Source organism: Streptomyces africanus, from assembly GCF_030816955.1.
Classification (GTDB): domain Bacteria; phylum Actinomycetota; class Actinomycetes; order Streptomycetales; family Streptomycetaceae; genus Streptomyces; species Streptomyces africanus.
Map to the genome: position 1 here is coordinate 8,999,682 of NZ_JAUSYP010000001.1, position 25,445 is coordinate 9,025,126.

A 25,445-nucleotide genomic window follows, 5' to 3' on the forward strand; every position below is an offset into this window, starting at 1 on the left:
GTCACACAACGATCTTGGGCGGGTCGGCTACGAGCTCGATGACACCAGCCGCGTACGAACGAGCGCTCGCAGCATCGCGGCGCCCGTCCCCACCGCTGCAAGGTGCAGGACCGCCGCGAGCGCGAGGTTTTCCGGCAGGGCGGCATCGGCCGGCTGCGCGACCGCCAGGTACAGGGTGAACGGAAGCTTCCAGCCGCTCCAGGCGAACAACGAGCCCGAGCCGAGCCAGCCGAACACCATCGGGCCCCATCGGGGGGCTCGTGCGGGCCGGCCTCGGACAGCAGCCCAGGTGGCGGCGGACGCCACGAAGGCCCAGAGCCCGAAGACGCCGGACAGCACCTGCCAAGCGAGGTCCCGCTCGCCGCGGTGGGCGACCCCTGCGGTGCCGCCCACCGCCCAGTACAGCCAGATGAGACCGACTGCGGCGCCGACCACCGTCATCCATGGCAGCGCCTTTAGCGAGCCTTCCCCACGGTCGCCGAGCCGACCCGCGAACGCGTCCGGCCAGCGCCGCCGCAAGTACGTGGGCAGCGCGATGGCCAGACCCAGCCCCATGCCTACAAACCCGATCTGAACCAGCGCGGCCTCCCAGACCGGCATCGACGGGCCTGCGTCACTCCCGCTCTTCGGATTGCCATCTTCCGAGCCCAGCAGCGAACTGAGAACGGCGTACGGCAGCACCGGGACGAGGAACCCCGTCCCAACCCAAGCGCAGAAAGCCAACGGCGCTGCCGGTATGCGCATCCCCCACGGCCGCACCAGCGCGAGCGCCACCGCGATCCCGATCCCTGCCATACCGATCGTGGCGCTGTTGAGCACCACCCACTCCGCCTTGCCGAATCCGGTCCCGACCGGCAGCAGCCCCAAGAGCGAACCGACCACCCACGACACCTTGATCAGCAAGTAGGGCGTCAGCGCCAGCGCTGCCCCATACGCCGCGACCCGCCCAGCCCGATCCCATCGATCCACTTGAACTCCCAATTCAAACAACGGAGTTCAAGTCTCATTCGCTACTTCTCCCACGGGCGTCAACCGCCGGGCGCATCCATGTCATCACTCAGGAGGAGTGAGAATCAGCCGACGGGAGCACACAAAACTGCTGGGGCACGGCGGTGAGGTTGTGGAGCAACAGTACCGGGCCGTGGCCACCCGTTACGACAAGCGTCGTTACGTCTACCTCGGCACCGCAACCGCCGCAAACCCTCGTCATCTGGCTCCGAACGTGATCGCCCGGACAAGTTCGAGGTCAGTTCAGGCGGCGCCGCTGGCGTCCGGGGCGATGAAGCGTCGGTAGAGGGGGGCGAACGTCACCTGGGGCTCGGTCGTGATGCCCAGTTCCCCCTTGACCACGGGTGCGACCCTGTCGGCGATGAACCGTGTGAAGTGATCCTCCGTCTCCCAGACGTCGGCCGCGTGGAAGCCGTCGTCGGCGAACCAGCCCATGTGCATCACGAACCCGTCCGGAGCGTCGTCTTCCCAGCCCACCCGGTCACGCGCCGCGTCGTACGCCTCTGGCGTGAGCTCGGGCCACACAAAGGTCATCACGACTGCCATGGGAGTTCCTCTCCATCGCCTCGGTCCGCCGCAGCCTGTGCGGCACGGCAGTACGACGCTAAGCAGGTCAGGTCGGCCGGGCACATCGAAGCAGCCATTCGGAGCAGGTCGCCGCGGTCGGACCGCTCTCCACCTCAAGATCGATTACGGGACAGCCCTTAGGTAGCGTCTTGTCGATCATGCATCGAGCCAGATAATGGCCACCGGATGGTCGAGGCCCGAGCGAATCGCCGGGAGAAACAAGCCTGCGTTGCTGTGTGCCACCAACGTGACGGGGCTGCCGGCCGGGACCCGCCGGAGGTCGTCGCGGACGGCACTGGCGATGCGGGGCCAGGAGGGCCGCCCGTGTCTGGGCACCCCTCGGGCACAGCATCTGGGAGTCGTACTGCGACGCGGAGTTCAGCATCCCGTAGGCAGGTGTACCGGCTCCTGGACGTCGCCCGCTCCCTCGCCGCGATCCACGCCGCCGTCGTCGCGGGCACCGAGACGTCCCGCACGCGAGACACCGGCCCGGCCACCGCGGCCGTGCTCGACTGCGGCCTGTCCCAGCACGCCTTGATCGCCGTCTCCAGCCGCAGCGGCGACGTCGCGGAGGGATCCCGCCACGCTCGCCCACAGCGGCCTCCAGGCGCTCGATGAGGCCCCGGTGCGCGCGGTGGTCCGCCAGGCTGTCCGCGACGTCCGTACTGCACCGCCTCCACCGGCCGCCGATCCGCCGGCGGACCCCGCCATTACGGAAGGGCGCCGGCTCATCGAGGAACTCGTCGCCCACGCGCACGTGCTCGTCGAGCGCAGTCATAAATGAGTTGAACGAGCCATGATGCTCCCGGCGCATGCGGAGGTTGCCGACGCCTGGGGTGCTGCGCGTTGACGTGGCCGTGTCGTTGCTATCGCTGTGCCCGTTGGGCCGCTGACGCGGCCGCTATCGGACCGTTCCCAGGATCCTGGCGGCGCGCGCGACGATCTTTTCTGTCAGCTGCTTGTTCCACTCGACATTGAAGCCGGTGGCCCTTTGGCGCCATCGCTCCCAGCCCGGGGGTTTGTCAGGGCTTGCGGAACTGGGATCGATGATGTCGTAGGCCTTCTTGCATGAGTTGAACCCCTTCGCCCGGTCGAAGGTATCCGCGAGCGACTCCACCCCTGTGCCCTGCCCCAGCTCATTCAAGGTATCGCTCGCTGCTTCCGCGCAATCGTTGATAGAAATCCCCAAGCGGTTGTTCAGCGGTACAGATTGGCCTGCGTCGTACGCAGCCTGGGCCAATCTGGTGTACTGCGCCGCGAACTCGGCCTGTCGGGCAACGTGGACGGGGACCACATCTACGGTGTACGAGGGGGGCGGCTGGTACATCACGGCGGATTCTCCCGGCAGGACCACCACCCTGCCCGGCGGGATCCATCGCTTGATCTGCTGGGCGGTGGTTTCGGCAGCCCATCCCTCCGGGGTCGCAGAATGCACAGGCGCATCGATCAGGCTGCCGTTGTCGCTCCAGAACTGGAGAGGCAGGCTACCGACGTTCTTGACCACTGAGCACCCGGACATCATGTCGGCGTAGTGGGTGTACAGCCCTTCGTAACCGGGCGCGATAGGGACGCCTGTAGTGGCCGTCGCGCAGGTGGCCGGGGCCCTCGTCGACCCCCGACTGGGTTGCGACTCCGCCGAAACGGCGTCTGCAGTGGTCGGAGCAGCGAGGGCGAGCATCAAGACGCCGGTTACGCAGACAACGCGACGCCTCCTGTAGTCAGTGGTCATGCTGCCTCCTAACCACCTGCCCCCCCGGGAGACAGTTCCATTATCCGAACGGATCAGAACAGATGCACGGCGACTCCGCCCGGCGCGACGCAGACCGAGTCAAGGCTGACCGCTTCCACTGGCGAGCCCCGCCGATTGAAGCCGCAGCGCCGCCGCGAGAGCGTCGTCGCCAAGACCGACGAACTGATCGTCTCCGCAGGTCGTCACCTGTCCCCGGCTTGAAGCAACGACGCGAGGCCGTCGTCGTGTGAGACCCGATGAACCGGAAAAGGGATCACCACATGCCTGTCCCCGCCGCCGCGCGCTCCGCTTACCGTGAGGATGAGACCCCGCCTGGACGAGCCATGAGCGCCCAGCCCGACCAAGCGCCCGTCCCGCCGGCCCCGCCCGCTCCGACCGTGCCCGCCCTGCACCCTCCAGCAGCGGCTCCACGAACTCCTCGCCGATGGCACCGGCGCCGTCCCCCCCGAAGCTGCACCCCCTCCACAACGCCCTGGTCGGCACCGAACGGGCCGGCACCGCGATGCGCTGGCTCTCCAAGGGCATCGTCTCCACCGTCCTGTCCGATCTCGGCTCCGGCCGCCGCCCTCTCACCCACGAGGCCCTGGACGAGCTCCCGGAACGCAATGTCGTCGAACACATCCGCAGCGTCCTCGTCGCCACCGGCGCCCTGCCGAAACGGGACGAGCAGATGGTCCGCCTCGAACGACACGTGAAGGACCTCGTCACCTCCCATGCGACGGCTGAGGGACGGAAAATCCTGCACCGATACGCGACGTGGCACCTCCTGCGCCGGCTTCACCGACGCAGCCGCGGCAAGGACATCACGCACAGCCAGCTCACGGTCGCCCGGCAACATCTGCGGGCGGCCGTCTATCTCCTGAACTGGCTGGAGGGCCAGAACCTGATCACGAAGCGCCGTTCGGTCTGGGTGGTGGCCTCCAGGCCGTTCACCTGGCGCGGGGAGGCGGGCGGCAGGGTCCACCGGCCGGTGGCGGCGTCGCGGCAGCCTTCGCGCAGCAGGCCGGAGCCGGGGCTGTCGACGCCGACCAGGACGAGGGTGAGTGCATGCTCATGAAGGCTCGGATCGACCAGGCCGGCGACAACCGTGAGCTCATGACCCAGATCAACCGAGGAAGTGACGCGTGAATGCGCACCGTCGAAGTTCCCGGTTGGTGACGCCCGGCGCCCGGCCGGTGACGCCGACTCACTCCCTGTCCACCTCCGCCAGCGAAGCCCGCAACGTCTCCTGTAGGTCCGGGTGTTCAGCTGCTCGTTCCAGGGCCAGTGCCGCACGGAATTCGCCTCGTGCCCGCGCCCGCGCACCTGCCGCCGCGTACGACTGACCCAGGCGGCGCCGGATCTCCATCTCGAGCCGCGTGCGGTGCGGCTCCGAACGCTGCGAGATGCCTGCGTGCAGCGCCAACGCCTGGCGATGGCGGCGTTGCGCCTCTGCAAGGTCCTCCGCGACCGACCCCAGCCGTGTCAACGTCAACGCCAGCAGCATCGTGTCACCGGCCTCCCGCAGCAGCGTCTCAGCGCGCAGTAGCACCGCCCGTGCCTCCGCCCGTTCGCCGAGCCCCGCATGCCCGTCCGCAAGGGAGATGAGGCGCTGGCTGACCGGAATGGGGCGGCCGTTGCGCTCTGCCGCGGCGAGCGCCGCCCGCGCGTCGGCGAACGCTGTGCGCACCTCACCCTGCATGAACCGGCTCATCGACCGCAGCGCCAATGCCAGCGACACTCCCCACTCGTCGTCGGCCCGTTTCAGGACCGGCAGCACCTCATCCATGGTGGCCGTCACCGTGTCGTACCGCCCCTGCAAGAAGTCCTGGATGGCCAGACCGGTCACAGGCAGCGCCGCCATCGTCTCGTCGCCGTTCTCGCGGGCGGACTTCAGCGCCTGCCGGAACCAGTCGCCACCCTGCGCGAGCCGGCCCTGCTGGTAGTCCAGTAACCCGAAGGACGCCGCCACCAGGACCCGCAGCGCCGGGTCTCCGCTCCGCTCCGCGGCTTGCAGCGCCGTCGTCAACGCCGCGCGGCCCTCGTCGTAGCGATCGTGGTGGAGGAAGTAGTCCCGCAGCGCAACACCCAGCTGCGCCGTCAGGACGTCCTCGCCGTGCTCCGCCGCGTACCTCGGTACATCCGCCAGGTCCGCCCCCGCCTCGTCCAGCCACCGCGCCGCGTCCCGCGCGGAGTCGAACCGCTGTGGATCCCCGTCCGATGCCCGGCCGTCGTCACCGGTGAGCCGGCCCGCATGGACGTACAGCTGCAATACCCTACGGCGGGCTTGCGCCGTCTCCTCGGGCCGGGCGTCGGCCAGCTTCCGGGCGTGGACCCGCACGAGGTCGTGGAGGCGGTACCGCCCCGGGTCTGGCTGCAGCACCAGGCTTGCGTCGTACAGCTCCTCCAACATGATCTCCGCCTCATCGACGCCCACCCCGAGCATCACCGCCGGCGTCCACGCGTCGAACTCCGGCGTCGGCGCATGGCCCAACAGCCGGAACGCCCGCTGCTGAGCCTCACTCAACTGCTCGTAGGACATGTGGAAGGCGGCCTCCACGCTGCGGTCCCCGGCGCTCAGCTCGCCCAGTCGCCGCTCCTCCCGCGCCATCCGCGCCGCTAGGTGAGCCGGCGACCACGACAGCCGGTGCTGCAACCGCGCGCCGGCGATCCGCAATGCCAGCGGCAGACCCCCGCACAGCCGCGCCAGGTCGGTGACCGCCTTGAGGTCGGCGTCAGTGCGCGCCTCGCCGATCAGGCGGCGCAGCAGACCAATCGAGTCGGCGGTCGGCAGCGGCTCCAGGGTCACGCACCGGTCCGCGTCCAGTCCGGTCAGCCTGCGCCGTCCCGCCACCAGCACGTGGCTGCCCGGACCGGCAGGCAGCAGTGGCCGCACCTGCGCGGCGCTTCCCACGTCGTCGAGAACGAGCAGCAGCCGCAGCCCGCTGGTGGCGTTGCGCCATGCGGCGATCAGGTCGTCGCGGTCCTGGGGAACGTCCGCGTCGGCCGTGCCGAGCGTGCGCAGCAGCCGCTGGAGCAGCCGCTTCATCAAAGGGCGTTCGCCCACCGGGGAGCGGTGCGTGAGCAGATCGAGGAAGAGAACGCCGTCCGGGTGCTGCGGGCGAAGCGTCCACGCCGCGTGCACCAGCAGCGATGTCTTCCCGACACCGGCAGGCCCGTCCACCGTCGCGACGGTGACGGCATCGTGGGGGGCGGGCGCGGTCAGTGTGGCGACTTCCGCGACGCGGCCGATCAACTTACCTGCGTTTCCGGGCAGTTCGTTTACCGCGCGACGCGGCCGGGCCTGCGCCGACACCGGCGGCAACGATGCCCTGGGACGCCGCGAGGCAGCTGCCGTGGGGGCCTTCGAGGCGGGCACTGCGTCCGGGAAGACAGAGCCGCCGGCGGCGGCCGAGCCGCCGAGGACGGCCGTGTCGTCATGACGGAGCACTGCCGCGTGCAGATCCCGCAGGGCCGCAGACGGTGCGGCCCCCAACTCCTCTCGCAGCCGCCGCCGCAGCCCCTCGTACACGGCGAGCGCCTCGCCCTGCCGGCCCGTGCCGTACAGTGCCCGGATCCTCAGCGCCAGTACCGGCTCGTCCAGCGGATGGGCGGCCTCCGGGGAGGCCAGGTCCGCGAGGACCTCGCTGCCGCGGCCGAGCTGCAGCAGACACTCCAGCCGCTTCTGCTGCAAGGACTGGCGCTCGATCAGCATCCGCTGCCGTTCCCCGAGCGCATACGGGCCGGGCAGCCCCGCCAGCGGTTCCCCGCGGAACAGGCGCAGGCCCTGCTCAGCGGCGGCCAGTGCCCCCGAGACGTCACCGGCAGCCAGCAGCCCGTCTGTACCCACGGAAAGTTCGGCGAGGCGTGCTGTGTCGAGGCGGACCGGCGCGGCGAAACGGTAACCGCCCGACCCGCCGCGGATCACCGATCTGTCCTGCCCCGCACCCGGCATGTCCAGGGCCTGCCGCAGCGCGTATACGTAGCTGGGCAGGACGCGCCGGCCCGTCGGTGGCGGCTGGTCGCCCCACACTCCGTCGATCAGCTGCTCGTAGCTGACCAGCCGGCCGCCGCGCAGCACCAGCGCCGCCAGCACCGCCTGTCGGCGGGCCGGGCCGATAGCCGCCTCCCGGCCGCCTCGCCATGCCTGCACGGGGCCGAGTAACGCGACGTGCAGCTCCTCCGACGCCCCCATTGCCATCAGGCCCCCCGTCATCACGGATCACCAGAATTTCATCGCTATTGCAGCGGCGTCCCCCACGGTTGGCAAGTCAGAGCAGGAAGCGCGGTCGTTGTGGTGCCGTACGGGGGACGGCACAGGCACCGCCGCCTGCAACCCGGCGTCGCCGCGCGCGCCCGACCCATGGAGGTGCCATGACCCCTGAGGTTGCACTGCTCCTGGGCCGCTGCGGCCTCGTTCTGTATGGCCTGGACGACGGCAGCTGCCGGATCTGCGTTGCCGGCGGCTCGGTCGTCGGCCGGGTCGAAGGCAGCGCGGGAGCCTGGAGCGCCTGGGCGCGGCGGCACGACGGGTGTCAGGTCCTGGTCGCCACCGACCTGCCCAGCCGGAACGCGGCGGTGTGCGCGGTCGCCGATCACGCCGAATGGGAGGACCCCGCACGGATCCAGCCCGCCGAGACGACACAGAGGTACCACATGACGAGCATGAAGCGGCGCCACCTGTGGAGCCTGGCCCGAGAGGCCCGCAGGGCGCGGGAAGCGGGGGAGATGACGCACACGATGCAGCTCTACCTCAATCGGCCGGCGTACGGAAAACGGGCCGTAAGGCGGGTGGACCGCGGAGTCGACGAAGTGATCCAGGCCGTAGAGGGCGCAGGCTGGGAATGCTGTGGAGTCGAGCCGTGGCTCGGCACCGGCGTGCTGCTCAGCTTCGTACGGGCCGACTGATGGCGTCGCGCCGGGCCGGCTCCGGCTGTCCGGAGGAGCGGCTGCGCCGCGCGGCCGCCGAAACCCGACCTCCCCTCCCCATGCGACGGCCTCAGCAGGTCCAAGGTTCGGTTCCCGACCCCGGAGGTGTCATGGACGTCGAAGCGATTCGTGTACGCGACCTGGTCCGGGATGTGGTGACCGAGGTGGCTCCGGAGGAACTGCCGCTGGTGGCGGGTCTTGCCGGGTTCGACGACGCCGGGGCCGTACGGCGGCTGGGCGGCAGGGACCGGCGGCGGGAGACCCTGGGATTCGGGCTCGGGGAGGCCGCCGCGCTGGTGACCCCGGTGGTGTGGCTGGCGGTCGACCAGGCCGCGCAGCGGATCGTGGGGACCTGGATGGACAACGGGATCACCAGGACGGGTACCGCCCTGCGCAGGCTGTTCCGCAGGCCAGTGTCCGAGCCGGTGGTGATTCCGCCGCTGACGCGTGAACAGCTCGCGCTCGTACGGGAGTCGGTGCTGACGATGGCCGCGCAGCGCGGGCTGGAGGCGGAGCGCGCGGCGGTGATCGCCGACGCGGTGGTGACCAGGCTGGTGCTGGTCGAGACGGAGGCCGATGGGACACCCGAACTGCCCGGCTCGGATACGCCGGACGGACCGGAACGGCCGGACAGGCCGGACGAGCTCTGATGAGCGTCGTACCCACGGATACCGCTCCCGGAACCGCGGAGCCGCCCGCCGCCTCCGCCCCGTTCGACGAGCGGGTCCTCGCGGCCGGTACGACCCTGCGCTTCGTCCTGCTGCTGGCTTTGTTGGCGGCGGCCGGCTCGAGCATGATTCCCCGGACCGTCTGGCACCTCCTCGCGTCTTCGGAGAAGGCCGACATGGCGGCGGCCTGTTCCCTGGCTGCGGGGATCGATCCCAGCGTGTCGATGAACACTAGCTTCGTCCAGTCCAGGCACCAGCTGGCCGCCTTGGCAGAGTGCACGGCGCGGTTCGCGCAGGACTTCACCGGGGTCGCGCTCGGTGTCGGGACCGTGGCGCTCGCCGCAGCCTTCGCCGTCTACTGGCTGCTACCGGTGTGGCGGACGCGGCGCACCAAGGTCGTACCGCTGGACGTGATAGACGTACACGGCGGACTTCGACCGCTGCTGAACGAGCTGGTGACCGTCACCGGGCTCGACCGTACGCCCAGCTTCGTCGTCGATCCGGCGTCGCGGACGACCGGCGCCATCGCGTTCGGCCGCCCGCGCCGGCCCGTGATCCGCCTGGACGGCGGTCTGGTGGTCACCGCCGACACCGAGCGGGCACGGTTCCGTGCCGTGGTGCTGCACGAGCTGGCGCATCTGCACAACAAGGACATCGGCATCACCTACGCCACCGTCGCGCTGTGGCGGGTGTTCCTCGTGCTGGTGCTGCTGCCGTGGGTGGCCGTGGGCATGGACATCCTCTTCTTCCGTGGGACGGCGGACGTCCGCGGCATGTTCGCCCCGTTCAACACGCACGCCCAGGTGCTCGGCGGTCTGCTCGTACTGGCGGTCTATCTCTCCCGCCTGGAGATCGTGCGCCACCGCGAGATCTACGCCGACCTCATGGCCGCCCGCTGGGGCGCGAGCGCGGAGCCGTGGGAAGGCGGCGCTGCCCGGCAGCGCTCCGAGGGAGGGTGGCGGGAACTGTTCGTCCGGTTCGCCGGGCTATGGCACACGCACCCGTCGCAGGCGCTGCGCCGGGCCTCCCTGACCGACCCGAAGGTGTTGTTCGCGCTGAAGGCGCTGCCTCTTCTCCTCGCCGGGCTGGCGGCGGACATCCTCGTCTGGCACCTGGGCGCGCTGCCGTACGAACTCCTGTGGCTCAAGGCGGTTCTCGTCGCGGGCCTAGTCGTGGGCATCGGCGGCGTCGCGCTGTGGCGTGCCGTGTTATATGCGCTCCTGGCAGGGCGGCCGGTCCCTTCGGGGTGGTCCGTCGGACTGTGGCTCGGGCTCGGCGTCGTGGTGGGGGAACTGACCGGGCCGCGCGCCGCGATGAACCAGTGGCTGCCCGCGCACCCCGAGGCACTGCTGATCCTCGTGGCCGCGCTGGTCCTGGTGATGACGTGGACCGCGCAGAACGCCGAGTGGTGGCTGCGGGCCTGGCGAGGGCGTTCGCTGGGTCCGGTCATGCTCGCGGGCCTGACGGTGCCCGTGCTCGCGTACGCCTCCGTCCTGTACTGGTGGTGGTTCCTGGGCGAGGTCCTCACGGACGGCTGGCCGTTCACGACGGCCGGGGTACTGGCCTCGTACAACCTGCCCGGACTGCCGCCCCCGCCCTCGGACATCGGGCTGCTGTGGCATGTCGTCGCGGTGGTGGGCCTCCTGCCGGGCACGCTCTCGCGTGCCGGGACTCTGTGGTGGGCGCAGGTGCTGCTGTGGGCGCTGCCGTTGCTCGCTCTGGTCGTCGCCTCCCGCTCGGGCGTCAGGTTGGGCGGCGGCTTGGGTGTGGAACGCCCGAGGTGGCTCGCTCGTACGCTGCCAGGCGCGGGCGCGATGGCGTCGGCTCCGGCTCCGTACGGGCCGGGGCGGTTGCTGGCCGCCGGGCTGGCAGGCGGAGTCGTCTGCTCGGCCGGGCTGGCCGTGGCGCTGGCCCGGCTGCGTACGGCGGACCTGGGAGCCGTGGGCACGACGGGACCGCTCCGACTCGCGCACATCATGGGGCCCGTCCTGGTGATCTGCGCCGCGATGGCCCTGACTGCCGCCGTCGTCGCCGCACTGACGGACTCGGGATGGCTGACGGCCGGGCTTGGGGCGGCGGGGATCACCGCGTTACTGGGCGTGGGAGCCACGTACGCCATAATGCGGGCGGACGCGAGTGCCGGGCCGGACACGGTGTCGTGGTCGCTGTCGCAGGACGTCCAACTTCCCTACGCGGTGGCCCTGGGCACGCTGGTGGCGGGCCTGGCCGCCTTCGTGGGCCGGGGCACCGGGCTGCTCTGGCGGTGGCTAATCACCGGGCGCCGGGCCGGGCCGCGATCGGCGGCGCGGCTCGCGCCTGTCGGGGAGCGTCCACTCCGTCCGGTGTGGCGCCGCGCTGTCCGCGTGGCGGCGATCGGAGCCGTCGTGGCCGGGGTCGGCGCCACGGCGCTCAGTGTGGATGTATCCGAGTCGCACGGACGGTCCTCCCGGCCGGCGGCGCTGATGCTGGACCAGTCGACGCCCGCGCCCTCGGCGGCGGTGTCCCGGCTCCAGCACCAGGCGTGGGCAGCGGCCGGAGGGCTGGAACGGATCCAGGCGCTGCGGGCCGCGGAACGCACGTACAGCGCCGCCTTCACGGCCGGAGGAAAGTCCACCACCGACGCCGAATTCCTCCAGGTGATGGACCGGATGAAGAGCACCTGCGGGGAGATGGACCGGGCGACGCGGCGGGCGAACACGTACTTCAGCGTGCCCAGCGCGGCGGGACAGCGAATGTGGGCGCGTGTGCTGACCCGGCACCGGGCGATGGTCGGCACATGCCGGGCCCTCGCCACGCGGCCGAGCACCACAACAGCCAAGGCGGCGGGCACCGCCCGTCGGAACGCCATCGACTCGGTGGACGCGATGCTCTACTGGCTCGCCGAAAAGGGGGCGATCCGGCCGAAGTCATAGTGAATACCCAGGCACTGACCCAACCGACCCGACCCCGCCGGAGAACGGACACATGACGATCACCCCCAGCTTGTCGAGGCGACGCATCACGGTTCTGCTGCTGAGCGGCGCGCTCGCGCTGACCGCGTGCGGCGGAGGCAACGAAGACGGCGAAGGCAGCGACAAGGGCAGAGGCGCCACCGCCCCGAGCAAGGAACCGGGCGAGCGCCACGCCGTCGTCCTGGAGGTCACTTCCGACTACGGCCGACCGGTCGCGATCAACTACTTCGGGCACGCCGATGGCCCCGACGGCATGAAGGTGCTCGGGGAGAAGGACGGGGAACTGTCAGCCGAATCGCCATGGAAGACCACGCTCACGGTGGACGGCAAGGACGTGTGGGTCAGCCTGATGGCCAACGGGACCGGCTGTCTCGGCCGGGCGACCGGAGGCGACTCCTGCGAGACCGGGGCCATCCCGAGCCGCGAGGACATCGAGGGGACCGGGACGACCACTTGCCGTATCACCATCGACGGCAAGGTCGTCGCGGAGAAGTCGTACACCTGGCCCACGGTCATCCCGGTGACCTGTCTCACTCCGCTCAAGGGGAAGGCCGGTGAGGGACGATGACCGACGACTCCTCGTCCCTGACGCCGGGTCCGGCGTCGGGTCCGACCCCAAGTCCGGGCCCGGACCCGGACGCGCGCCGTCGCTCACGGCGGCGGGCCTTCCTGCTCGCCCTGCTTCTCCTTCTCCTCCTCATCGTCGCCGGCCTGCTCCTGTGGATCTTCAACGGGCCCGGCAGCGACAACGGGGCCAACGGGGCGGACGACGACCGCAACTCGTCGCCGCGCGCCGACCTGACGCGCGCCGCCGCCCTGCTGCGTGACGCCCCGGCGCTGCACTACACGGGCACAATGGGCATCACAGGCGCCCAGGGAGGCGAGGACGCCCGAGTGGACCTGATCGTCAGCAACCCCGCCGACGCGCTCGGCACGTTGAGCATGCCCGACAGTCCGGCACTGGACTACGTGGGCATCGACGGCAAGTCATTCCTGGGTGGGAAGACCGAGGCGTGGCGGTCGCTCGGCATGGCCGAGAAGTCGAAGGTGCTCGCGGAGCACCCCTCGATGGTGCAGCCGGGAATGTTCTTCTCCCAGGACCTCGCCACGGCCCTGGCGCCTCCGGCGCTGGCGAAGACCGTGCTGGCGGAGGACGTCCCCGACGAGAAGATCACCGTCGGCAAGCCCGTCACTGTGGGCGACCACACCTGCACCCCGATCCACGCCGACGACACCACCATCTGCCTGAGCGACGAGCGGGTGGGCGGCGCCCGGGTCGTCGACCGGATCAGCTTCTCCGGGGGGACGGTCGTGCTCGACATCAAGGCGATGTCCAGGCAGGAGGTGGAGCGGTTCTCCACCGACTTCCGGTCGAAGCTCCCTCTGATCCGCGACTCGGTGGACCCCCGGATCAACGTGACCACCCAGATCCTGCGCGACTACAAGGGTGAATGCGCCCCCACCGCCTGCGTCTTCACCGCGCGGGTGACCGTTACGTACCTCGGGTCCACCTCGGACCCGGACGCCTCCAAGGCCGTCCCGGTGACCTACTCGTGGGCCATCGACCGGGACGGGACGCCGGTGGAGCTGGACCCGGAGTGCTCGGGTGCCCTCCTGATCAAGCCGGGCGAGTCGGAGGACCTGTCGTGCACCGCGACCGGGTCGTCCGTCGGGTCCGGGGCGACCCGGGGCCAGTACCATGGCGAGATCCACACCTCCGACCGCGCACTCACCCTGAAGGAGTACGAGCGCCTGGTACGTCTGGCCGCCGACAACAGCGAGAAGATCGCGGCGCTTCCTAATCCGCCGACACCCCGCTGACCGGCCCGTCGGCGCCGACGGCACAATGAGGTGGCACCGGGGATCGGCGTCGCCCTGCCGAACGGGGAGGGAGCCCTCAGGTTCAGGATGACCCCCGCCGAGGTCAGCGGGACGCTGGCGCCTGCGCCCCGGTGTCACCAGCGTAGGCAGTGAGGTCTTCCCGAGCAGATCACCGAGTGAATCTTGACCCAGGCTCCATGCACCGCAGGTGTTGCACCCGCTATATTCATACCGACCGCTTCTGAGCTGCGTGAACTCGAACCGCATGCTCGCGGAGCCCCGGAGAAACGTCGGAGAAGCTGTTTCAGATAGGTCACTCGTGGTCGGGCGTGTATTCGATGTAGAGGGGCGTGGCGAGGACGGCACGCCCCCAGGTGTCGTCCCCCGGCGCTGCCAGGACCCGAGCGTGCCCCCTGAGCGTCACCGGCCCCGCCGCCCACCCGGAATGCGGTTCGACCGACCTGGAAATCGGAGTCAGGTAGTTGAGCGCTTGCGCGAGGTTGTGGTCGCTGGAGCGCGGAGCGGTGAGTTCGCTTTCCGCTCCTTCGTCCGGCAGTCGGGCGAGACGCGCCGCGTACGCGCGCACGGCCTCCATGTAGTAGGTGCCCACTACCTTGACGTGCGAGTCCGGCGACTGCCAGCGGTCCACCACGTTCGCCGACGAGCCGATCAGGACGAAAGGTGTTTCCCTGACCCTACGCTGGGCAGCGAAGTACACCACGTCAGTGGCCGTCACCTCCTCAATTTCACGCCCCGTCCCGCCGGGCGCCGCGTCGCCGTAGAAGAACTTGTCCTGGAACTGGACCCAGTCACCCACCCGCACGCCTTCGTGCGTAGCCCCCTTGACCGTCCTTTGCTGCTCGATCATCTCGATGACTGGGTCAAGCATGGCGACCGACGACTGGGGAACGTCGTTGGGGAGCGTCGTCTTGACGGACGCGATCCCGACGTTGACCCCTGCCTCGAAGCCGGCCTTCTTCCACAGCTGTCGCGGGACCTGCGGGCTCAGGACCCGCATCTTGTTCTCGGACAGGTACAGGAGATCGCGCATCTGTTCCGCTCCATCGGCCATCCGGAAGCCCTGGGGTGCCCTCGACTACAGCCAAACTAACCGTAGACCAGGCGGCTTCAAGTGTCTGGAGAGTCGACACTGCCCGCCCTCGGCGATGAACCCTCAACTCATCCGTGCACGCGACTGCGGACATCAACAGGCCCACCAATTACAGAACGTCACAGATCACCGGTTCTGACGCAGCTTCTCACCTTGTCGTTTATCTGACGAGGTCGAAACGTGCCTCGAACTGGGTCGCTCGCCTGGGCATTCGCGGGACGCGCGGGCGGCCTCGGCCTGATCATGTGCTCCGACCAGGACACACCTGACCAGACCGAGGCCGTGGAGAAGAGTGTCCTGCAACAGGGGAACCGGCATGAGGCGTTCGCGACGCTGTCACGCTTCCGTGGCGACTTCTACGACTGCCTGAACGGACGGGCTGACGCGCTGTTGGAGCTCACCGACGCCCTGTTGTGCACGGACGGGCCGGTCAGGACACTGGTCGACCTCGCTCTGGCGCCGGACACCGCAGTGGGCACGGTGTCTTGTACGGCGGCTTGAACAAGGGGCATGTGGATCTCGGCCGACTGCGGAGAATCACGGGGCTGCCGCTGCCCAGGGCCGCCGACGGCCGCCTGGTCCTGGCGGTCGACGTCTCGCCGTGGCTGCGGCCGGACGCCGAGACCGGCCCGGGCCGCTCGTTCTGCCACACCTACGGCCGGGGCGAGGCCAAGCACCAGATGATTCCGGGCTGGCCGTACTCGGTCGTGGCCGCGCTGGAGACCGGCCGCACCTCCTGGACCGCGGTGCTCGACGCGATCCGTCTTCAGCCGGGCGCCGACCTCGTCACCACCGTCCAGCTGCGCGAGGTCGTCGATCGGCTCATCTCCGCTGGTCAGTGGCACGAGGGGGATCCCGAGATCCGGTGTCGGCTGGCGTCACCATGACGAACAGCAGCAGCCCTTTATGCCACAGACGATATGTCTCTTCCGGCCCGGGATTTTCTTGCCCGGGTCGAATCCGGAAGTGGATCTCGGGACGGTCGCGGCAACCTTGACGGACTGCGAATCGATCACACGGCCGCGGGATGCGGGGAGGCCCCAGGGCGCGGCGGACCTGGCGCCGGAGCGGGTCGCGGATGAGGTTGAAGATGCCGGCCGCGCGCCACCGGCTGAAGAACCCATCCTGCCGCACGAGACCCATGGCAACCCGCAGCAAACGCTGCTGCCCGCAAGCAGGTTCAAAGACGGGTTTGCCCACGGCAGCGGAATCACTGGTGACATCGACCGTACCGTCACGGTTCACATCGCCGCGGATGTCGGCTCGCACGCCCCCGCTGCTGGCAGCCGTGGCGGACGGCACCGGGAGGGTGATCGCCGACGCTGTCGCAGCCCTGAGGCTCGCTCTGGGACCCCGGCCATCCGAAAGAGGAGGGGAGGAACTTCTCCCCCCTCCTCCAACCAGCTCGTCCCACGTGGCGCAGGACACGTTCATGACAGGATTGCGCTGGGGGAAGCTCAGGGAAGTCATAGGGGCGCCCGTGACTGCTGTGAAGGGATGACCCGTGACCTCCACTGCGCCTCCTCCGATACCCCGAGCCGCAGGATCGCTTCCGTTCATCGGCCACGCCTTGAAAATGCGCGACAACCTCGGCTTCATCGACTCGCTGCGCGAGACACGGGAACCACTCGTGGAGATCGTCCTGCAACCCGGGACGCGCACCATCGTGGTCCAGGACCCGGCCCTGATCCACCAGATGCTCAAGGCCCTGGGGCCCACCCTCGACAAGGGCCGGCTCTACGACAAGCTGGGCCAGCTGCTGGGCGACAGTGTCGTCACCGCCATCGGCCGGAACCACGTACGCAAACGCCGCCAGCTGCAACCGGCGTTCGCCCACACCGAGATCAGCCGGTACGTCGACCTCATGCGCGCCGAGGTGACGGCCACGGTCGCCGGCTGGGAGCCCGGGCGGACCCTCGACGTACGCGAGGCGATGGTCGGGCTCAGCCTCGACATGCTGGCCAAGACGGTGTTCGCCGGCAGCCTGGACGACGCCGTCTTCCGCCGGCTGCGCAGCGACCTGTCGGTGGTGTTGAACGACGTCGGTGTGCGCGTCATGCTGCCCGACTGGGCCGAGCGCCTGCCGCTGCCCTTCAACCGTCGCTTCGACCGGGCCCGGGCCGGCGTACGCGCCACCATCAACACCGCCGTCGACGAACTGCAGGCCTCCGGGCATGACACCGGGGACATGCTCTCCATGCTGCTGCGCGCCGTCGACGAGGAGACCGGCGAGCCGCTGACCGGGCATCAGATCTGCTCCGAGATCCTCACCTTGGCCGTGGCGGGCACCGAGACCACCGCTTCGGTGCTGTCCTGGGCCCTGTACGAACTCGCCCGCCACCCCGGCATCGAGGCCCGGGTCCTGGCCGAGCTGGACGAGGTCCTCGGCGAACGGCCGGTCGCCCTCGACCACATGACCCGGCTGCCGTACCTGAACCAGGTGATCACCGAGACCCTGCGGCTGCACCACCCCGGCTGGCTGGTCACCCGCCGCACCACCCAGGAGACCCGGCTCGGCGAGTGGACGCTGCCCGCCGGCACTGAACTGGCCTACTGCCAGCACGCCCTGCACCGCGACCCCGAGCGCTTCCCCGACCCGCTCACCTTCGACCCGGACCGGTGGACCGACCCCGCGCAGGAGCCTCCGCCGGGCGCGTTCCTGCCCTTCGGGGACGGCAAGCACAAGTGCATGGGGGACCGTCTCGCCCTCACCGAGATGGTCACGGCGATCGCGACGATGCTGCGTTCGGTACGGCTGGAACTCGCCGAGGGCCAGGCCATTCGCCAGGTCGCCCGGCTCACCGTACGGCCGCGCACCCTGCGGATGACCGTCCGCCCCCGGAACCGTCCCCGAGCCGGGGTCGGCCTCTAGCGCCGGTCTCTGCGATGGGTTGACCGGTTGATCGGACGTGTCCGTTCGATTGGTGATCACTGATGCGATGTGGAGCAGGATCGAGCCGCAGATGCCGGGCGGATCCGATTCGCGGGCGGCGATGGGCCGACCACCGCCGCACTCTTCAGCCCTCGCGTGGAAGTACCGCACCAACTCGCCCTGGCGGGGCCCTCCCGACGAGCTCGGCTCATTCCAGACCTTTCACAAGCGGCTGATCAGATGGGCCGTCGACGGCACCTGGGAGATGATCCTCGCCGCCGTCCTGGCGGCGGACGCCGATGACGACATCGACTGGACGATTTCGGTGGACTCCACGGCCGTGCCGGCCCACCAGCACGCTGCTGGAGCACTCGAAAGGGGGCGGCCCACTCCGGCGAGCCCGCCGATCACGCGCTCGGACCCGCACCGTTCACCGACGTTGTTTTCCGACGCGAGTTTCCGACAGTGCCCACCTGCGGGTTCGTGATCACGTCCCCAAGTGTCGGCAGACGATCGTCTGCCGACACTGAAGATCGGTCTGATACATGACCGGATCAGCCTGGGTGTGTTCGGCGGTTGCTCAACTGTTTGAGTGTTGAGCGGGTGCTGCCTGTGGTGTTGGTGCGTGCGCCGGGCGTGAGGCGGTCGTGTCGTCTCCTTCTTGGTGGGCCGGGTGCCGGGGCAGCCGCGACGCGGGCAGCAGACCGAGAGCGGCGAGTGCGGCCAGGATCAGCAGAGTGGAGCTCATGGTTGAAGCAGCCGTGCCGGTCGCGCTGGCCGCGACGGCGACGCCGAGGGTCGGCCCGATATTCATGGCGGTCTGCTTGAGTCCGCTGACGACCCCGGCGTACCCGGGCGGCGCGTCACCGACGACGGTCCCGGTGGCGGTGACCATCACGGTGGCGAACCCGGCACCGATGGCGGCAAAGGCTGCAGCCATGGCCATCCATGTGCTGGCGGGACCGAGCCGGGACAGCCCTGCGATGCCGACCACGACGAGGACCGTACCGGCGATCGCGGTGCGGCGCGCACCGTACCGGCGCAGTGCGGCAACCGCGGCGGGTGAGCCGAGGACCATGAGCACGGTCAGCGGGAGTACGCGCAGACCGCTGGCGAGTGGGTCGAGTCGAAGTACGTCCTGGAGGTAGAAGGTGGCCCTGAACAGTGCGCCGAACAGGCTGGCGGTGGTGACCAGCAGGATCGCCATCGACGCGGTCACCGGTACGGACCGCGCTACGGCCGGCGGAACGATCGGGTGCGTGGTGCGGCGTTCGTGGCAGGTGATCACCGTTGCGATGCCGATGACGGCGAGGCATTCGAGCAGCGTCGGCGCGGCGGTCCACCCCCGCGCGGGTACGTCGGCCAAGGCGTGGACCAGGATTGCGAGCGCGACCGCTAGCAGGCCCGCGCTGGTGAGGTTGAGCCGTGGAGAGTTGGCACGTTGAGGTGCCGGCCTCCGTACGGCGAGGGCGAGGACGGCGATGACGAACGCGAGGGGCACGTTGACCCAGAAGACGGCGCGCCATCCCAGATGAGCCACGAGAACACCGCCCAGGAGCGGACCGGACCCTGCCGCTACCGCGATCGCACTGGTGCGGATGGCGATCGGCTTGCCGAGCCGGCCCGCGGGATACGACAGCCGTAGCAGCGCGAGCGTCGCAGGTTGGAGGAACGCGGCGAACCCGCCCTGCACCGCGCGCAGGACGATCACCCAGCCGACGGTCGGCGCGAGCGCGATCCCGGCCGAGGCAGCCCCGAAACCGAGGACGCCGACGAACAGCAGGCGTGGGTGCCCGTACCGATCCCCGAGGCGCCCGGCGATCACGAGTAACGCGGCCACGGCGACCAGATAGCCGGTGCTCGTCCACTGGATCTGCGCCACGCTCGCGCCGAGATCACGCTGCATGCCGGGCTGCGCCATGAGCAGGATGGTTCCGTCCAGTGCGACGATCACCGCGCCGACCACGCTGACCAGAAGTGCAATATGCCGCTGTGCGGGTGCGGTCATGAGGTCACCGGGCCGAGGTGGGCGTCCAGAACTGCCGCGATGAGCCGGTCGCGTTGGTTGTCGTCGGGGTCGCCGTCCAGCGGTGGGGCGCCGAGGGCGAGTTGCAAGCTGCCCCAGGCCCACAGCTGGGCGATGCCGTGCAGGTTTGACCACAGGGCGGCGGCGGTCACCGCAGGCGGCGGTCCGGCCACGTTCGGCCCGTCGGCGCGTCGCGCGGCATCCCGCTCCGATCGGCATCGGGCGACGAGTCCGGTGAAGTGTCCGAACAGCGGGAGGGTCGACTCGCGCAGCCTCGGTTGGTCCGATGCCTGCGCCGCGCCGTCGAGCAGGTCGTGCCGCCACATGAGTTCGAACATGCCGCGGCGTTCCAGTGCGTACCCGACGTACGCCCGCGCGAGAGCCTCCAACTGGCCGCGCGGTGTGGTCGTGCCGGCGACCGCGGCCGCGAACATGGCTGCGAGATCCTCGAAGCCGCGACGGCCGATAGCCGAGAGCAGCGCGTGGTGCGTGGGGAAGTACCGACGCGGCGCCCCGTGCGACACCCCCGCTCGACGGGCTATTTCCCGCAGGCCCACGGACGCGGAGCCCTCGGTCAGCACAAGGTCGACCCCGACATCGATCAACCGCTCCCGAAGGGAGCTCTCATCAGTCATAGACAGTGTCTACCGTGCATTCGTAGACACTGTCTACTCATTGGGTGAGTGATCATTCTGCTTAGCGGGTGGCGGGGTCCGCCTCGGCTCGCTCGCTCACGGCGGCACGCTGACCGGGAATGGTCACGCCCGATAGGTCGAGGCGCTTGTTCATGTCGAGGCGGAACGTGCCGTACAGCTGATGTTCGACCAGAACAGCGCGGTCAGCCCACGCCGGTCCTCGTCGCTCAGCTTCTTCGCCCAGGCCGGCTCGGCGAGTACCCGCTGAAGCAGCAGGGTGTTGATATGTACGAGACTGCTCTGGAGCAGGTGCAGGCCGAGCATCGAGGTCCCGGCGTGTTCCTTGTCCGGACCGGTCAGGGCGCCGTCCTTGCCGTAGTGCAGGACGGTGTTCGCGCTGTTCCAGTTCTCCACGACCTGGAGCCCGCCGTGGACCTCCCGGCGCAGGCCGGGGCCGGCCAGGTAGTCACACGCGAAGATCGTGCGCACCGCGCGTCCCAGTTCTTCGAGGGCCTGGTAGGTCGGGTGCTTGGGGCCGCCGCGGGTGAAGCGCCGCAGCACCTGTTCCGCCTCGGCGGTGCCCAGGCGCAGGGCGGTGGCGTACTTGGCCATCTGGTCGTACTGCTGGGCGATCAGGTCCCAGCGGATCGAGCGGGTCAGGGAGCTGGCAAGCGCTGGCCAGCCGGGCGGGTCGTCGTCGGGCCGGTACAGGCGGATGCTGCCGATGTTCTTCAGCCTCGGCAGCAGGCGGAAGTTGAGCAGCTCGGTGAACGCGAACCCGACCACGGAGGCGCCGTGCGTGTCGACGTAGTTCGACTCGATCTCGGCGTCCGTGCAGTGCCGCAGCAGGACCTCGATCATGGCCGCGACCTCGGAGGAGGAACAGTTCTTGAGCTGGGAGTAGATGAAGACGTTCGATCCGCTTCGGCAAGCTCAACCACTGCACCATGAACGACGACGATCCCTCCGGCGCCAAGTGCGTCGAAAACACCATCGTCCCCGAAGGACATCGAGGCCCGCTGCTGGACCGCTGCCAGCCCTCCCGATGCGCCAACAGCATCCTTGCCCCTGAGCACCTGCCGATCTGGAAGGCCGAGCGAGCGTCCCTGAACCGCCTGCGAGACGACACATCCCTGCCCGGGAACCGCCGGGCTCACCTCGACGCACAGCTCCACGAGGTCAACCTCATGATCAAGAAGGTCGAGCAGTGACCGTTTCCCCCAAGACCGAACGGGCTCTTCGCGAGGCGATGGAGCGTCTCCTCGCCAGCACCCCAGAACGCACCGACGGCAAGCTGACGAAGAACAATCTCTGCCGCGAGGGTCAGGTCAGCCGGGCAACGATGAACCGGGCCACTGATGTGCTATCGGACTGGGACAGTCGCGTCGGGACCAGCCCCGCCGGCCTTCGGGAACAACAACGCGACGCCGAACTCACAGAGCTGCGCAGCAAGCTCCGCAAAAGCCGCGAACAGTGCCGTCAACTCCAAGATCAGGTCGACGCCGCCGCGACCGTCATCATGACCCTCCTCTCGGAGAACGCCGCACTCCGCGAGCACACCACGAACAGCGCCGCAGTCATCCCCCTCCCGCTTGACCGGGCAGTCGCCACCCGGGAGTGATGCGCGCCCACAGCCCGAGGGGCCGGCCACCTTGCAATGAGCGCCGACAACACCTGGCGCGACTGCTCAGCCACGTCCGTACGGCCTGCATCCTCACGATCGCGGCGCTGAGCGGCATGCGCACCAGCGAGCTGATCGAACTCCCCCTCGACTGCCGGCTCGCGCCTTGCTCCTACGGTCCGAACCGGGTGCGGCACCGCCTCAAGAGCAAGGTCATCAAGCACCGTGGCCACGGCGGGAGTCGGGACGAGTGGGTGGTGGTGCCCGAGGCGTACGAGGCTGCCGGCATCGCGCGCGAGCTCGCCGACCCGGGCGCCGCGCACACGTTCCCCGCCCACCTGGATCTGTGCCGCCGCCACCGGGAGCTGCGGGAGTGGGCCAACGGCGGCGAGGGACAGCGCCTGGGGCTGCCCCATCTGCCTGACGATGTCCTGACCCCGCGCATCCTGCGACGCACCCTGGCGGTCGAGCTCGCCCACCGGCCCGGGGGCTTGTTCGCGGCGAAGCTGCAGCTCAAGCACCTGTCCGTCACCACCACCGAGGGGTATACGAACCGTCCCGGCGGAGCACAGGCCTGCTCAACCTGCTGGCCAGACGGGTCGGCGCCCTGCACCTGGGGCTGGCGAACTACTGCTGGTTCCTCGACCCGGGCAAGGCCGTGTGTCTCACCCTCGCCCGCAGCGCCGAGCGAGACCGGCCGCTGGCCGGGATGAGCGACTCGGCCCGCTGCCCGCAGGCCACCCATCACTCCTGCCACCGTGAGGTATGGGCGAACTCGGCAGCCACCAGCCGGGCCTTCATCAGCAAGATCGGACGCGGCCAGAAGACCGAGCGAGCCCGGCTGGTCGTCGAGGCCGAGCACGCCGAACGCATCGTCGCCGGGATCGACGCCGCGGACCACGGAGAGATGCATGGGACAGATCAGTAGCAGCGAACGCCGGCGCAACGAGGAAGCGATCCGGGCCGCCATGGACCGCTTCCTGCGCGGCGAGCTTCCGCCCGGCGGACGCTGCGACCTCAAGACGCTGGCCGCGGAGGCCGGGATCAACCGCACCGGGTTCTACTCGAAGAAGAACCCCAACGGCACTGTGCGGGAGGGCCCGTACCAGCATCTTGCCGAGGACTTCGTACGCCGCCTGAAGGCACTGCACGAGGCGGGCACCCCCCCCCGGACCCCCGGGATGCCCAGATCGCCCGTCTGAAAGCCGAGATCGACGCCCTGCGGGAACGTGCGGCTCGTCAGAGCGAGGCGATCGAGAAACTGAGCGAGTTCAAGATCCTCGCGCTGTCCCGCATCGCCGCCCAGCACGAAGAGATCATCCGGCAGCGCAGTCCTCAGGCCGCTACCGGCACGCCAACTGGGGCCCGCCTCGCTGCTGTTCCCCGCGGCGGCCAGACCATCGGCTCCTGCAGCTGACGTACCGGCGAGGCGTCACTGCACGGGAAGGAGATCGGCGAGCAGAGTGCGGACGCGCGCCTCGATCTCGTCCCGGATCGAGCGGACCGCCTCGACGTCCTGACCAGCCGGGTCGTCGAGCTTCCAGTCCCGATACTGCTTGCCCGGGAAGACCGGGCAGGCATCCCCGCACCCCATCGTGATCACCACGTCGGACGCCTGGACCGCCTCGATGGTCAGCACCTTGGGCACCTCGGCGGACAGATCGATCCCGGCCTCGGCTCGCCTCGATGACCGCCGGGTTCACGGTCTCGGCCGGGGCGGACCCGGCCGAACGGACCTCCACCCGGCCGGCGGACAGGTGCGTGAGGAAGGCGGCGGCGTCTGGGAGCGTCCGGCGTTGTGCACGCACACGAACAGCACGGACGGCTTGCCGGAGACGGTTTCACACACGAGCGGTTCCTTCTTCGGGGGCAGCCGACCGGCCGGTCACCGGGGCGGGTTGAGAACCCATCTTCAAACCGGTGAGAGCTCTGACCGAGATACGGGTCAAAGGGGCAACGGGATGGATAGCTGCCGTGGGGACGAGGTTTGTGACGGTTCTTGTGAGCCCTCGTCGTATTTCAGGGGGATACCCGCGCTGCTCTGCCAGCGGCAGAACAGCGGCCGGACCGGGCTCGACGATCACTACAGTCCAGTCTCATGACGACGATTACGACGCGTACGGTCGAGTACCCGGCCGACGGTCTGACGATGATCGGGCACCTCGCGCTCCCGGCCGGTGTCGACCGCCGGCCCGCAGTACTGCTCGGACCAGAGGGCACGGGGCTCAGCGACGTCGAACGCCGCCGGGCCGATGCTCTCGCCGAGCTGGGATACATAGCGCTGGCCTTCGACCTCCACGGCGGGCGCTATTTGAGCGACCCCGAAGAGATGCTGGCCCGTTGCATGCCACTGCTCGCTGATCCCGACCGGATGCGGAGCATCGGCCATGCAGCGCTCGACGTGTTGCGCAACGAACCGCGGACCGACCCCGACCGGATCGCCGCCGTCGGCTACGGCACCGGGGGCGCCGTCGGGCTGGAACTCGGGCGCGACGGCGTCAACCTGCGCGCGATCGGGACAGTCAACGCACTGACCACGGGCCGACCGGGCGAGGCAGCGCGCATTCGCTGCCCAGTGTGGGCCGGGGTCGGGTCGGAAGACCCGATCATGCCGCCCGCACAACGCAAGGCGTTCACCGCTGAGATGCAGGCCGCGGGCGTCGACTGGCGCCTCGCGGTCTACGGCGGCGCATTGCACGCCTTCCACCATCCGCCGGTCGACCACCCCGTTGTCCCCGGCGTCGGCTACCACCCGCGGCACGCGCAGCGAGCCTGGCGCGACGTCGTCGACCTGCTCGCCGAGTGCCTGCCCGTGACGGAGCATCTGGGGGCATGACCCAGGCAAACATGCTGGCACCAAGCTTGGTCGGCGTCATGCCTGGGACGCCTCAAGCAGCGTGGACGGGTTCGGCAGATCGGGGCATGGATGCGTTGGGCTGGACGGCGGGCCAGGTGAGCCTGCAGGTCATAAGCGTGATCGAGGCGAGCCCCGCCCGCGCCACCAACCTGCTCCGCGCCCTGCTCGTCCTGACGAACCTCGAACTCGACCGCTGACAGACGATCAAGACCGAAGACAGCCGCCCACGACCAGCACGAGCACCCACGAACCCCGCCACACCAGCAGCCGCACCAGCGAAAACCAAGATGGTGGATCTTCAGTGAAGATCCGACTGGACCTCGGTCAGTCGATGCCTTCGACGATGCGGAAGTCGCGCTCGACGCCGTCGGAGAGGGCGACCAGCGCCTCCTGGTAGGCCGCACTCTCGTGCGCCGCGACGGCCTGCTCGAAGCTGTCGAACTCGATCAGGACGGTGCGCTCGGCGATTCCGGCGTCATGCGCCACGACCCGACCGCCACGGGCGAAGGTCCGACCGCCCCCGGCCTTGACGGCCGGAGCGGCCAGCTTGTTGTAAGCAGCCAGCTTCTCAGGGTCTGAAATGGTGCGGTAGACACTGACCCAGTAGCCCTTGGGCATGGAACCTCCAGTGTTGGGATGAGTGCATCTGA

25 protein-coding genes and 2 pseudogenes are annotated in these 25,445 nt (G+C 69.6%); 17 read left to right on the forward strand and 10 right to left on the reverse strand.

The features are described from left to right. Window positions 1-27 precede the first annotated feature (27 nt). Both QF034_RS40970 and QF034_RS40975 read right to left on the reverse strand, forming a co-directional pair. Window positions 28-969: a hypothetical protein gene (locus QF034_RS40970; protein ID WP_307179704.1), complete on the reverse strand. Its 942-nt coding sequence runs from the start codon at window positions 967-969 to the stop codon at window positions 28-30. A 282-nt stretch (window positions 970-1,251) separates the two neighbouring features. Beyond that, window positions 1,252-1,554 carry a hypothetical protein gene (locus tag QF034_RS40975; RefSeq protein ID WP_307179705.1) on the reverse strand — a complete coding sequence of 101 codons (303 nt, stop codon included), beginning with the start codon at window positions 1,552-1,554 and terminating at the stop codon, window positions 1,252-1,254. Window positions 1,555-1,971: 417 nt separating this feature from the next. Between QF034_RS40975 and QF034_RS40980 the strand changes: the two genes are divergently transcribed. After that, window positions 1,972-2,193 carry a hypothetical protein gene (locus tag QF034_RS40980; RefSeq protein WP_307179706.1) on the forward strand — a complete coding sequence of 74 codons (222 nt, stop codon included), beginning with the start codon at window positions 1,972-1,974 and terminating at the stop codon, window positions 2,191-2,193. Window positions 2,194-2,476: 283 nt separating this feature from the next. Here QF034_RS40980 and QF034_RS40985 read toward each other — a convergent pair whose 3' ends face one another. After that, complete coding sequence (locus QF034_RS40985) at window positions 2,477-3,304, reverse strand: hypothetical protein (RefSeq protein ID WP_307179707.1); 828 nt, start codon at window positions 3,302-3,304, stop codon at window positions 2,477-2,479. Window positions 3,305-3,749: 445 nt separating this feature from the next. Between QF034_RS40985 and QF034_RS40990 the strand changes: the two genes are divergently transcribed. Further along, entirely contained in the window at window positions 3,750-4,382 is a 633-nt protein-coding gene (locus tag QF034_RS40990; RefSeq protein ID WP_307179708.1) for a hypothetical protein, read from the forward strand. 129 nt (window positions 4,383-4,511) lie between these two features. On the opposite strand, the gene QF034_RS40995 is transcribed toward QF034_RS40990, so the two are convergent. Next, window positions 4,512-7,520: an AfsR/SARP family transcriptional regulator gene (locus QF034_RS40995; RefSeq protein ID WP_307179709.1), complete on the reverse strand. Its 3,009-nt coding sequence runs from the start codon at window positions 7,518-7,520 to the stop codon at window positions 4,512-4,514. Window positions 7,521-7,678: 158 nt separating this feature from the next. Here QF034_RS40995 and QF034_RS41000 point away from each other — a divergent pair, with 158 nt between their 5' ends. From QF034_RS41000 to QF034_RS41020, 5 genes are all read left to right on the forward strand, one after another. Next, window positions 7,679-8,212 carry a hypothetical protein gene (locus QF034_RS41000; protein WP_307179710.1) on the forward strand — a complete coding sequence of 178 codons (534 nt, stop codon included), beginning with the start codon at window positions 7,679-7,681 and terminating at the stop codon, window positions 8,210-8,212. 131 nt (window positions 8,213-8,343) lie between these two features. Continuing rightward, on the forward strand, window positions 8,344-8,883 hold the full coding sequence (locus tag QF034_RS41005; protein WP_307179711.1) for a hypothetical protein: 540 nt from the start codon (window positions 8,344-8,346) through the stop codon (window positions 8,881-8,883). Then, window positions 8,883-11,813, forward strand: coding sequence for a M48 family metalloprotease (locus tag QF034_RS41010; protein ID WP_307179712.1), 2,931 nt, complete (start codon window positions 8,883-8,885; stop codon window positions 11,811-11,813). Before QF034_RS41005 ends, QF034_RS41010 begins: the two co-directional genes overlap by 1 nt. A gap of 52 nt (window positions 11,814-11,865) precedes the next feature. Then, a complete protein-coding gene (locus tag QF034_RS41015) occupies window positions 11,866-12,420 on the forward strand; it encodes a hypothetical protein (protein ID WP_307179713.1) in 555 nt (184 codons plus the stop codon). Next, complete coding sequence (locus tag QF034_RS41020) at window positions 12,417-13,673, forward strand: immunoglobulin domain-containing protein (protein WP_307179714.1); 1,257 nt, start codon at window positions 12,417-12,419, stop codon at window positions 13,671-13,673. Before QF034_RS41015 ends, QF034_RS41020 begins: the two co-directional genes overlap by 4 nt. A 313-nt stretch (window positions 13,674-13,986) precedes the next feature. On the opposite strand, the gene QF034_RS41025 is transcribed toward QF034_RS41020, so the two are convergent. Then, window positions 13,987-14,724 (reverse strand): SAVMC3_10250 family protein, encoded by a 738-nt coding sequence (locus QF034_RS41025; protein ID WP_307179715.1) that lies wholly within the window; start codon window positions 14,722-14,724, stop codon window positions 13,987-13,989. A 303-nt stretch (window positions 14,725-15,027) separates the two neighbouring features. On the opposite strand from QF034_RS41025, the pseudogene QF034_RS41030 reads away from it, so the two are divergent. From QF034_RS41030 to QF034_RS41045, 3 genes and pseudogenes are all read left to right on the forward strand, one after another. After that, window positions 15,028-15,647: pseudogene (locus tag QF034_RS41030) on the forward strand (transposase); the annotation flags it as partial. Window positions 15,648-16,288: 641 nt separating this feature from the next. Continuing rightward, window positions 16,289-17,656 (forward strand): cytochrome P450, encoded by a 1,368-nt coding sequence (locus QF034_RS41040; RefSeq protein WP_307179716.1) that lies wholly within the window; start codon window positions 16,289-16,291, stop codon window positions 17,654-17,656. 91 nt (window positions 17,657-17,747) lie between these two features. Continuing rightward, window positions 17,748-18,143 (forward strand): transposase, encoded by a 396-nt coding sequence (locus QF034_RS41045; protein ID WP_370880993.1) that lies wholly within the window; start codon window positions 17,748-17,750, stop codon window positions 18,141-18,143. A 93-nt stretch (window positions 18,144-18,236) separates the two neighbouring features. Here the strand turns inward: QF034_RS41045 and QF034_RS41050 are convergent, their stop codons facing one another. The 3 genes from QF034_RS41050 to QF034_RS41060 all read right to left on the reverse strand — a co-directional run bounded on the left by QF034_RS41050 (window position 18,237) and on the right by QF034_RS41060 (window position 21,178). Further along, entirely contained in the window at window positions 18,237-19,664 is a 1,428-nt protein-coding gene (locus QF034_RS41050; protein ID WP_307179717.1) for an MFS transporter, read from the reverse strand. After that, window positions 19,661-20,317, reverse strand: a complete 657-nt coding sequence (locus QF034_RS41055) for a TetR/AcrR family transcriptional regulator (protein WP_307179718.1) — start codon at window positions 20,315-20,317, stop codon at window positions 19,661-19,663. The genes QF034_RS41050 and QF034_RS41055 overlap by 4 nt, the downstream gene beginning before the upstream one ends. A 150-nt stretch (window positions 20,318-20,467) precedes the next feature. Then, the gene (locus QF034_RS41060; protein WP_307179719.1) at window positions 20,468-21,178 is read right to left on the reverse strand and encodes a Tn3 family transposase; all 711 of its coding nucleotides are present in this window, start codon (window positions 21,176-21,178) and stop codon (window positions 20,468-20,470) included. Between the two features lie 86 nt (window positions 21,179-21,264). Here QF034_RS41060 and QF034_RS41065 point away from each other — a divergent pair, with 86 nt between their 5' ends. The 5 genes from QF034_RS41065 to QF034_RS41085 all read left to right on the forward strand — a co-directional run bounded on the left by QF034_RS41065 (window position 21,265) and on the right by QF034_RS41085 (window position 23,140). Continuing rightward, window positions 21,265-21,528: a hypothetical protein gene (locus tag QF034_RS41065; protein WP_307179720.1), complete on the forward strand. Its 264-nt coding sequence runs from the start codon at window positions 21,265-21,267 to the stop codon at window positions 21,526-21,528. Then, the gene (locus QF034_RS41070) at window positions 21,525-21,938 is read left to right on the forward strand and encodes a hypothetical protein (protein WP_307179721.1); all 414 of its coding nucleotides are present in this window, start codon (window positions 21,525-21,527) and stop codon (window positions 21,936-21,938) included. The genes QF034_RS41065 and QF034_RS41070 overlap by 4 nt, the downstream gene beginning before the upstream one ends. 116 nt (window positions 21,939-22,054) lie before the next feature. Continuing rightward, on the forward strand, window positions 22,055-22,651 hold the full coding sequence (locus tag QF034_RS41075; RefSeq protein WP_307179722.1) for a hypothetical protein: 597 nt from the start codon (window positions 22,055-22,057) through the stop codon (window positions 22,649-22,651). Further along, window positions 22,648-22,866 (forward strand): hypothetical protein, encoded by a 219-nt coding sequence (locus QF034_RS41080; RefSeq protein WP_307179723.1) that lies wholly within the window; start codon window positions 22,648-22,650, stop codon window positions 22,864-22,866. Before QF034_RS41075 ends, QF034_RS41080 begins: the two co-directional genes overlap by 4 nt. Continuing rightward, the gene (locus QF034_RS41085; protein ID WP_307179724.1) at window positions 22,850-23,140 is read left to right on the forward strand and encodes a hypothetical protein; all 291 of its coding nucleotides are present in this window, start codon (window positions 22,850-22,852) and stop codon (window positions 23,138-23,140) included. Before QF034_RS41080 ends, QF034_RS41085 begins: the two co-directional genes overlap by 17 nt. Window positions 23,141-23,370: 230 nt before the next feature. Here the strand turns inward: QF034_RS41085 and QF034_RS41090 are convergent. Next, a pseudogene (locus tag QF034_RS41090) lies at window positions 23,371-23,787 on the reverse strand (arsenate reductase ArsC). A gap of 249 nt (window positions 23,788-24,036) precedes the next feature. Between QF034_RS41090 and QF034_RS41095 the strand changes: the two are divergent. Further along, window positions 24,037-24,774 carry a dienelactone hydrolase family protein gene (locus QF034_RS41095; protein ID WP_307179725.1) on the forward strand — a complete coding sequence of 246 codons (738 nt, stop codon included), beginning with the start codon at window positions 24,037-24,039 and terminating at the stop codon, window positions 24,772-24,774. An 86-nt stretch (window positions 24,775-24,860) separates the two neighbouring features. Next, a complete protein-coding gene (locus tag QF034_RS41100; RefSeq protein ID WP_307179726.1) occupies window positions 24,861-24,992 on the forward strand; it encodes a hypothetical protein in 132 nt (43 codons plus the stop codon). A gap of 127 nt (window positions 24,993-25,119) precedes the next feature. On the opposite strand, the gene QF034_RS41105 is transcribed toward QF034_RS41100, so the two are convergent. Further along, the gene (locus QF034_RS41105; protein WP_307179727.1) at window positions 25,120-25,413 is read right to left on the reverse strand and encodes a DUF1330 domain-containing protein; all 294 of its coding nucleotides are present in this window, start codon (window positions 25,411-25,413) and stop codon (window positions 25,120-25,122) included. Window positions 25,414-25,445 lie beyond the last annotated feature (32 nt).

Coding starts and splice junctions, on each gene's coding strand:
- QF034_RS40975 (WP_307179705.1), bottom strand. CDS start 1,554: ATGGCAGTCGTGATGACCTTTGTGTGGCCCGAGCTCACGCCAGAGGCG.
- QF034_RS40985 (WP_307179707.1), bottom strand. CDS start 3,304: ATGACCACTGACTACAGGAGGCGTCGCGTTGTCTGCGTAACCGGCGTC.
- QF034_RS40990 (WP_307179708.1), top strand. CDS start 3,750: ATGGCACCGGCGCCGTCCCCCCCGAAGCTGCACCCCCTCCACAACGCC.
- QF034_RS40995 (WP_307179709.1), bottom strand. CDS start 7,520: ATGACGGGGGGCCTGATGGCAATGGGGGCGTCGGAGGAGCTGCACGTC.
- QF034_RS41000 (WP_307179710.1), top strand. CDS start 7,679: ATGACCCCTGAGGTTGCACTGCTCCTGGGCCGCTGCGGCCTCGTTCTG.
- QF034_RS41005 (WP_307179711.1), top strand. CDS start 8,344: ATGGACGTCGAAGCGATTCGTGTACGCGACCTGGTCCGGGATGTGGTG.
- QF034_RS41010 (WP_307179712.1), top strand. CDS start 8,883: ATGAGCGTCGTACCCACGGATACCGCTCCCGGAACCGCGGAGCCGCCC.
- QF034_RS41015 (WP_307179713.1), top strand. CDS start 11,866: ATGACGATCACCCCCAGCTTGTCGAGGCGACGCATCACGGTTCTGCTG.
- QF034_RS41020 (WP_307179714.1), top strand. CDS start 12,417: ATGACCGACGACTCCTCGTCCCTGACGCCGGGTCCGGCGTCGGGTCCG.
- QF034_RS41025 (WP_307179715.1), bottom strand. CDS start 14,724: ATGCGCGATCTCCTGTACCTGTCCGAGAACAAGATGCGGGTCCTGAGC.
- QF034_RS41045 (WP_370880993.1), top strand. CDS start 17,748: ATGCCGGGCGGATCCGATTCGCGGGCGGCGATGGGCCGACCACCGCCG.
- QF034_RS41050 (WP_307179717.1), bottom strand. CDS start 19,664: ATGACCGCACCCGCACAGCGGCATATTGCACTTCTGGTCAGCGTGGTC.
- QF034_RS41055 (WP_307179718.1), bottom strand. CDS start 20,317: ATGACTGATGAGAGCTCCCTTCGGGAGCGGTTGATCGATGTCGGGGTC.
- QF034_RS41060 (WP_307179719.1), bottom strand. CDS start 21,178: ATGATCGAGGTCCTGCTGCGGCACTGCACGGACGCCGAGATCGAGTCG.
- QF034_RS41065 (WP_307179720.1), top strand. CDS start 21,265: ATGAACGACGACGATCCCTCCGGCGCCAAGTGCGTCGAAAACACCATC.
- QF034_RS41075 (WP_307179722.1), top strand. CDS start 22,055: ATGCGCACCAGCGAGCTGATCGAACTCCCCCTCGACTGCCGGCTCGCG.
- QF034_RS41080 (WP_307179723.1), top strand. CDS start 22,648: ATGAGCGACTCGGCCCGCTGCCCGCAGGCCACCCATCACTCCTGCCAC.
- QF034_RS41085 (WP_307179724.1), top strand. CDS start 22,850: ATGGGACAGATCAGTAGCAGCGAACGCCGGCGCAACGAGGAAGCGATC.
- QF034_RS41095 (WP_307179725.1), top strand. CDS start 24,037: ATGACGACGATTACGACGCGTACGGTCGAGTACCCGGCCGACGGTCTG.
- QF034_RS41100 (WP_307179726.1), top strand. CDS start 24,861: ATGGATGCGTTGGGCTGGACGGCGGGCCAGGTGAGCCTGCAGGTCATA.
- QF034_RS41105 (WP_307179727.1), bottom strand. CDS start 25,413: ATGCCCAAGGGCTACTGGGTCAGTGTCTACCGCACCATTTCAGACCCT.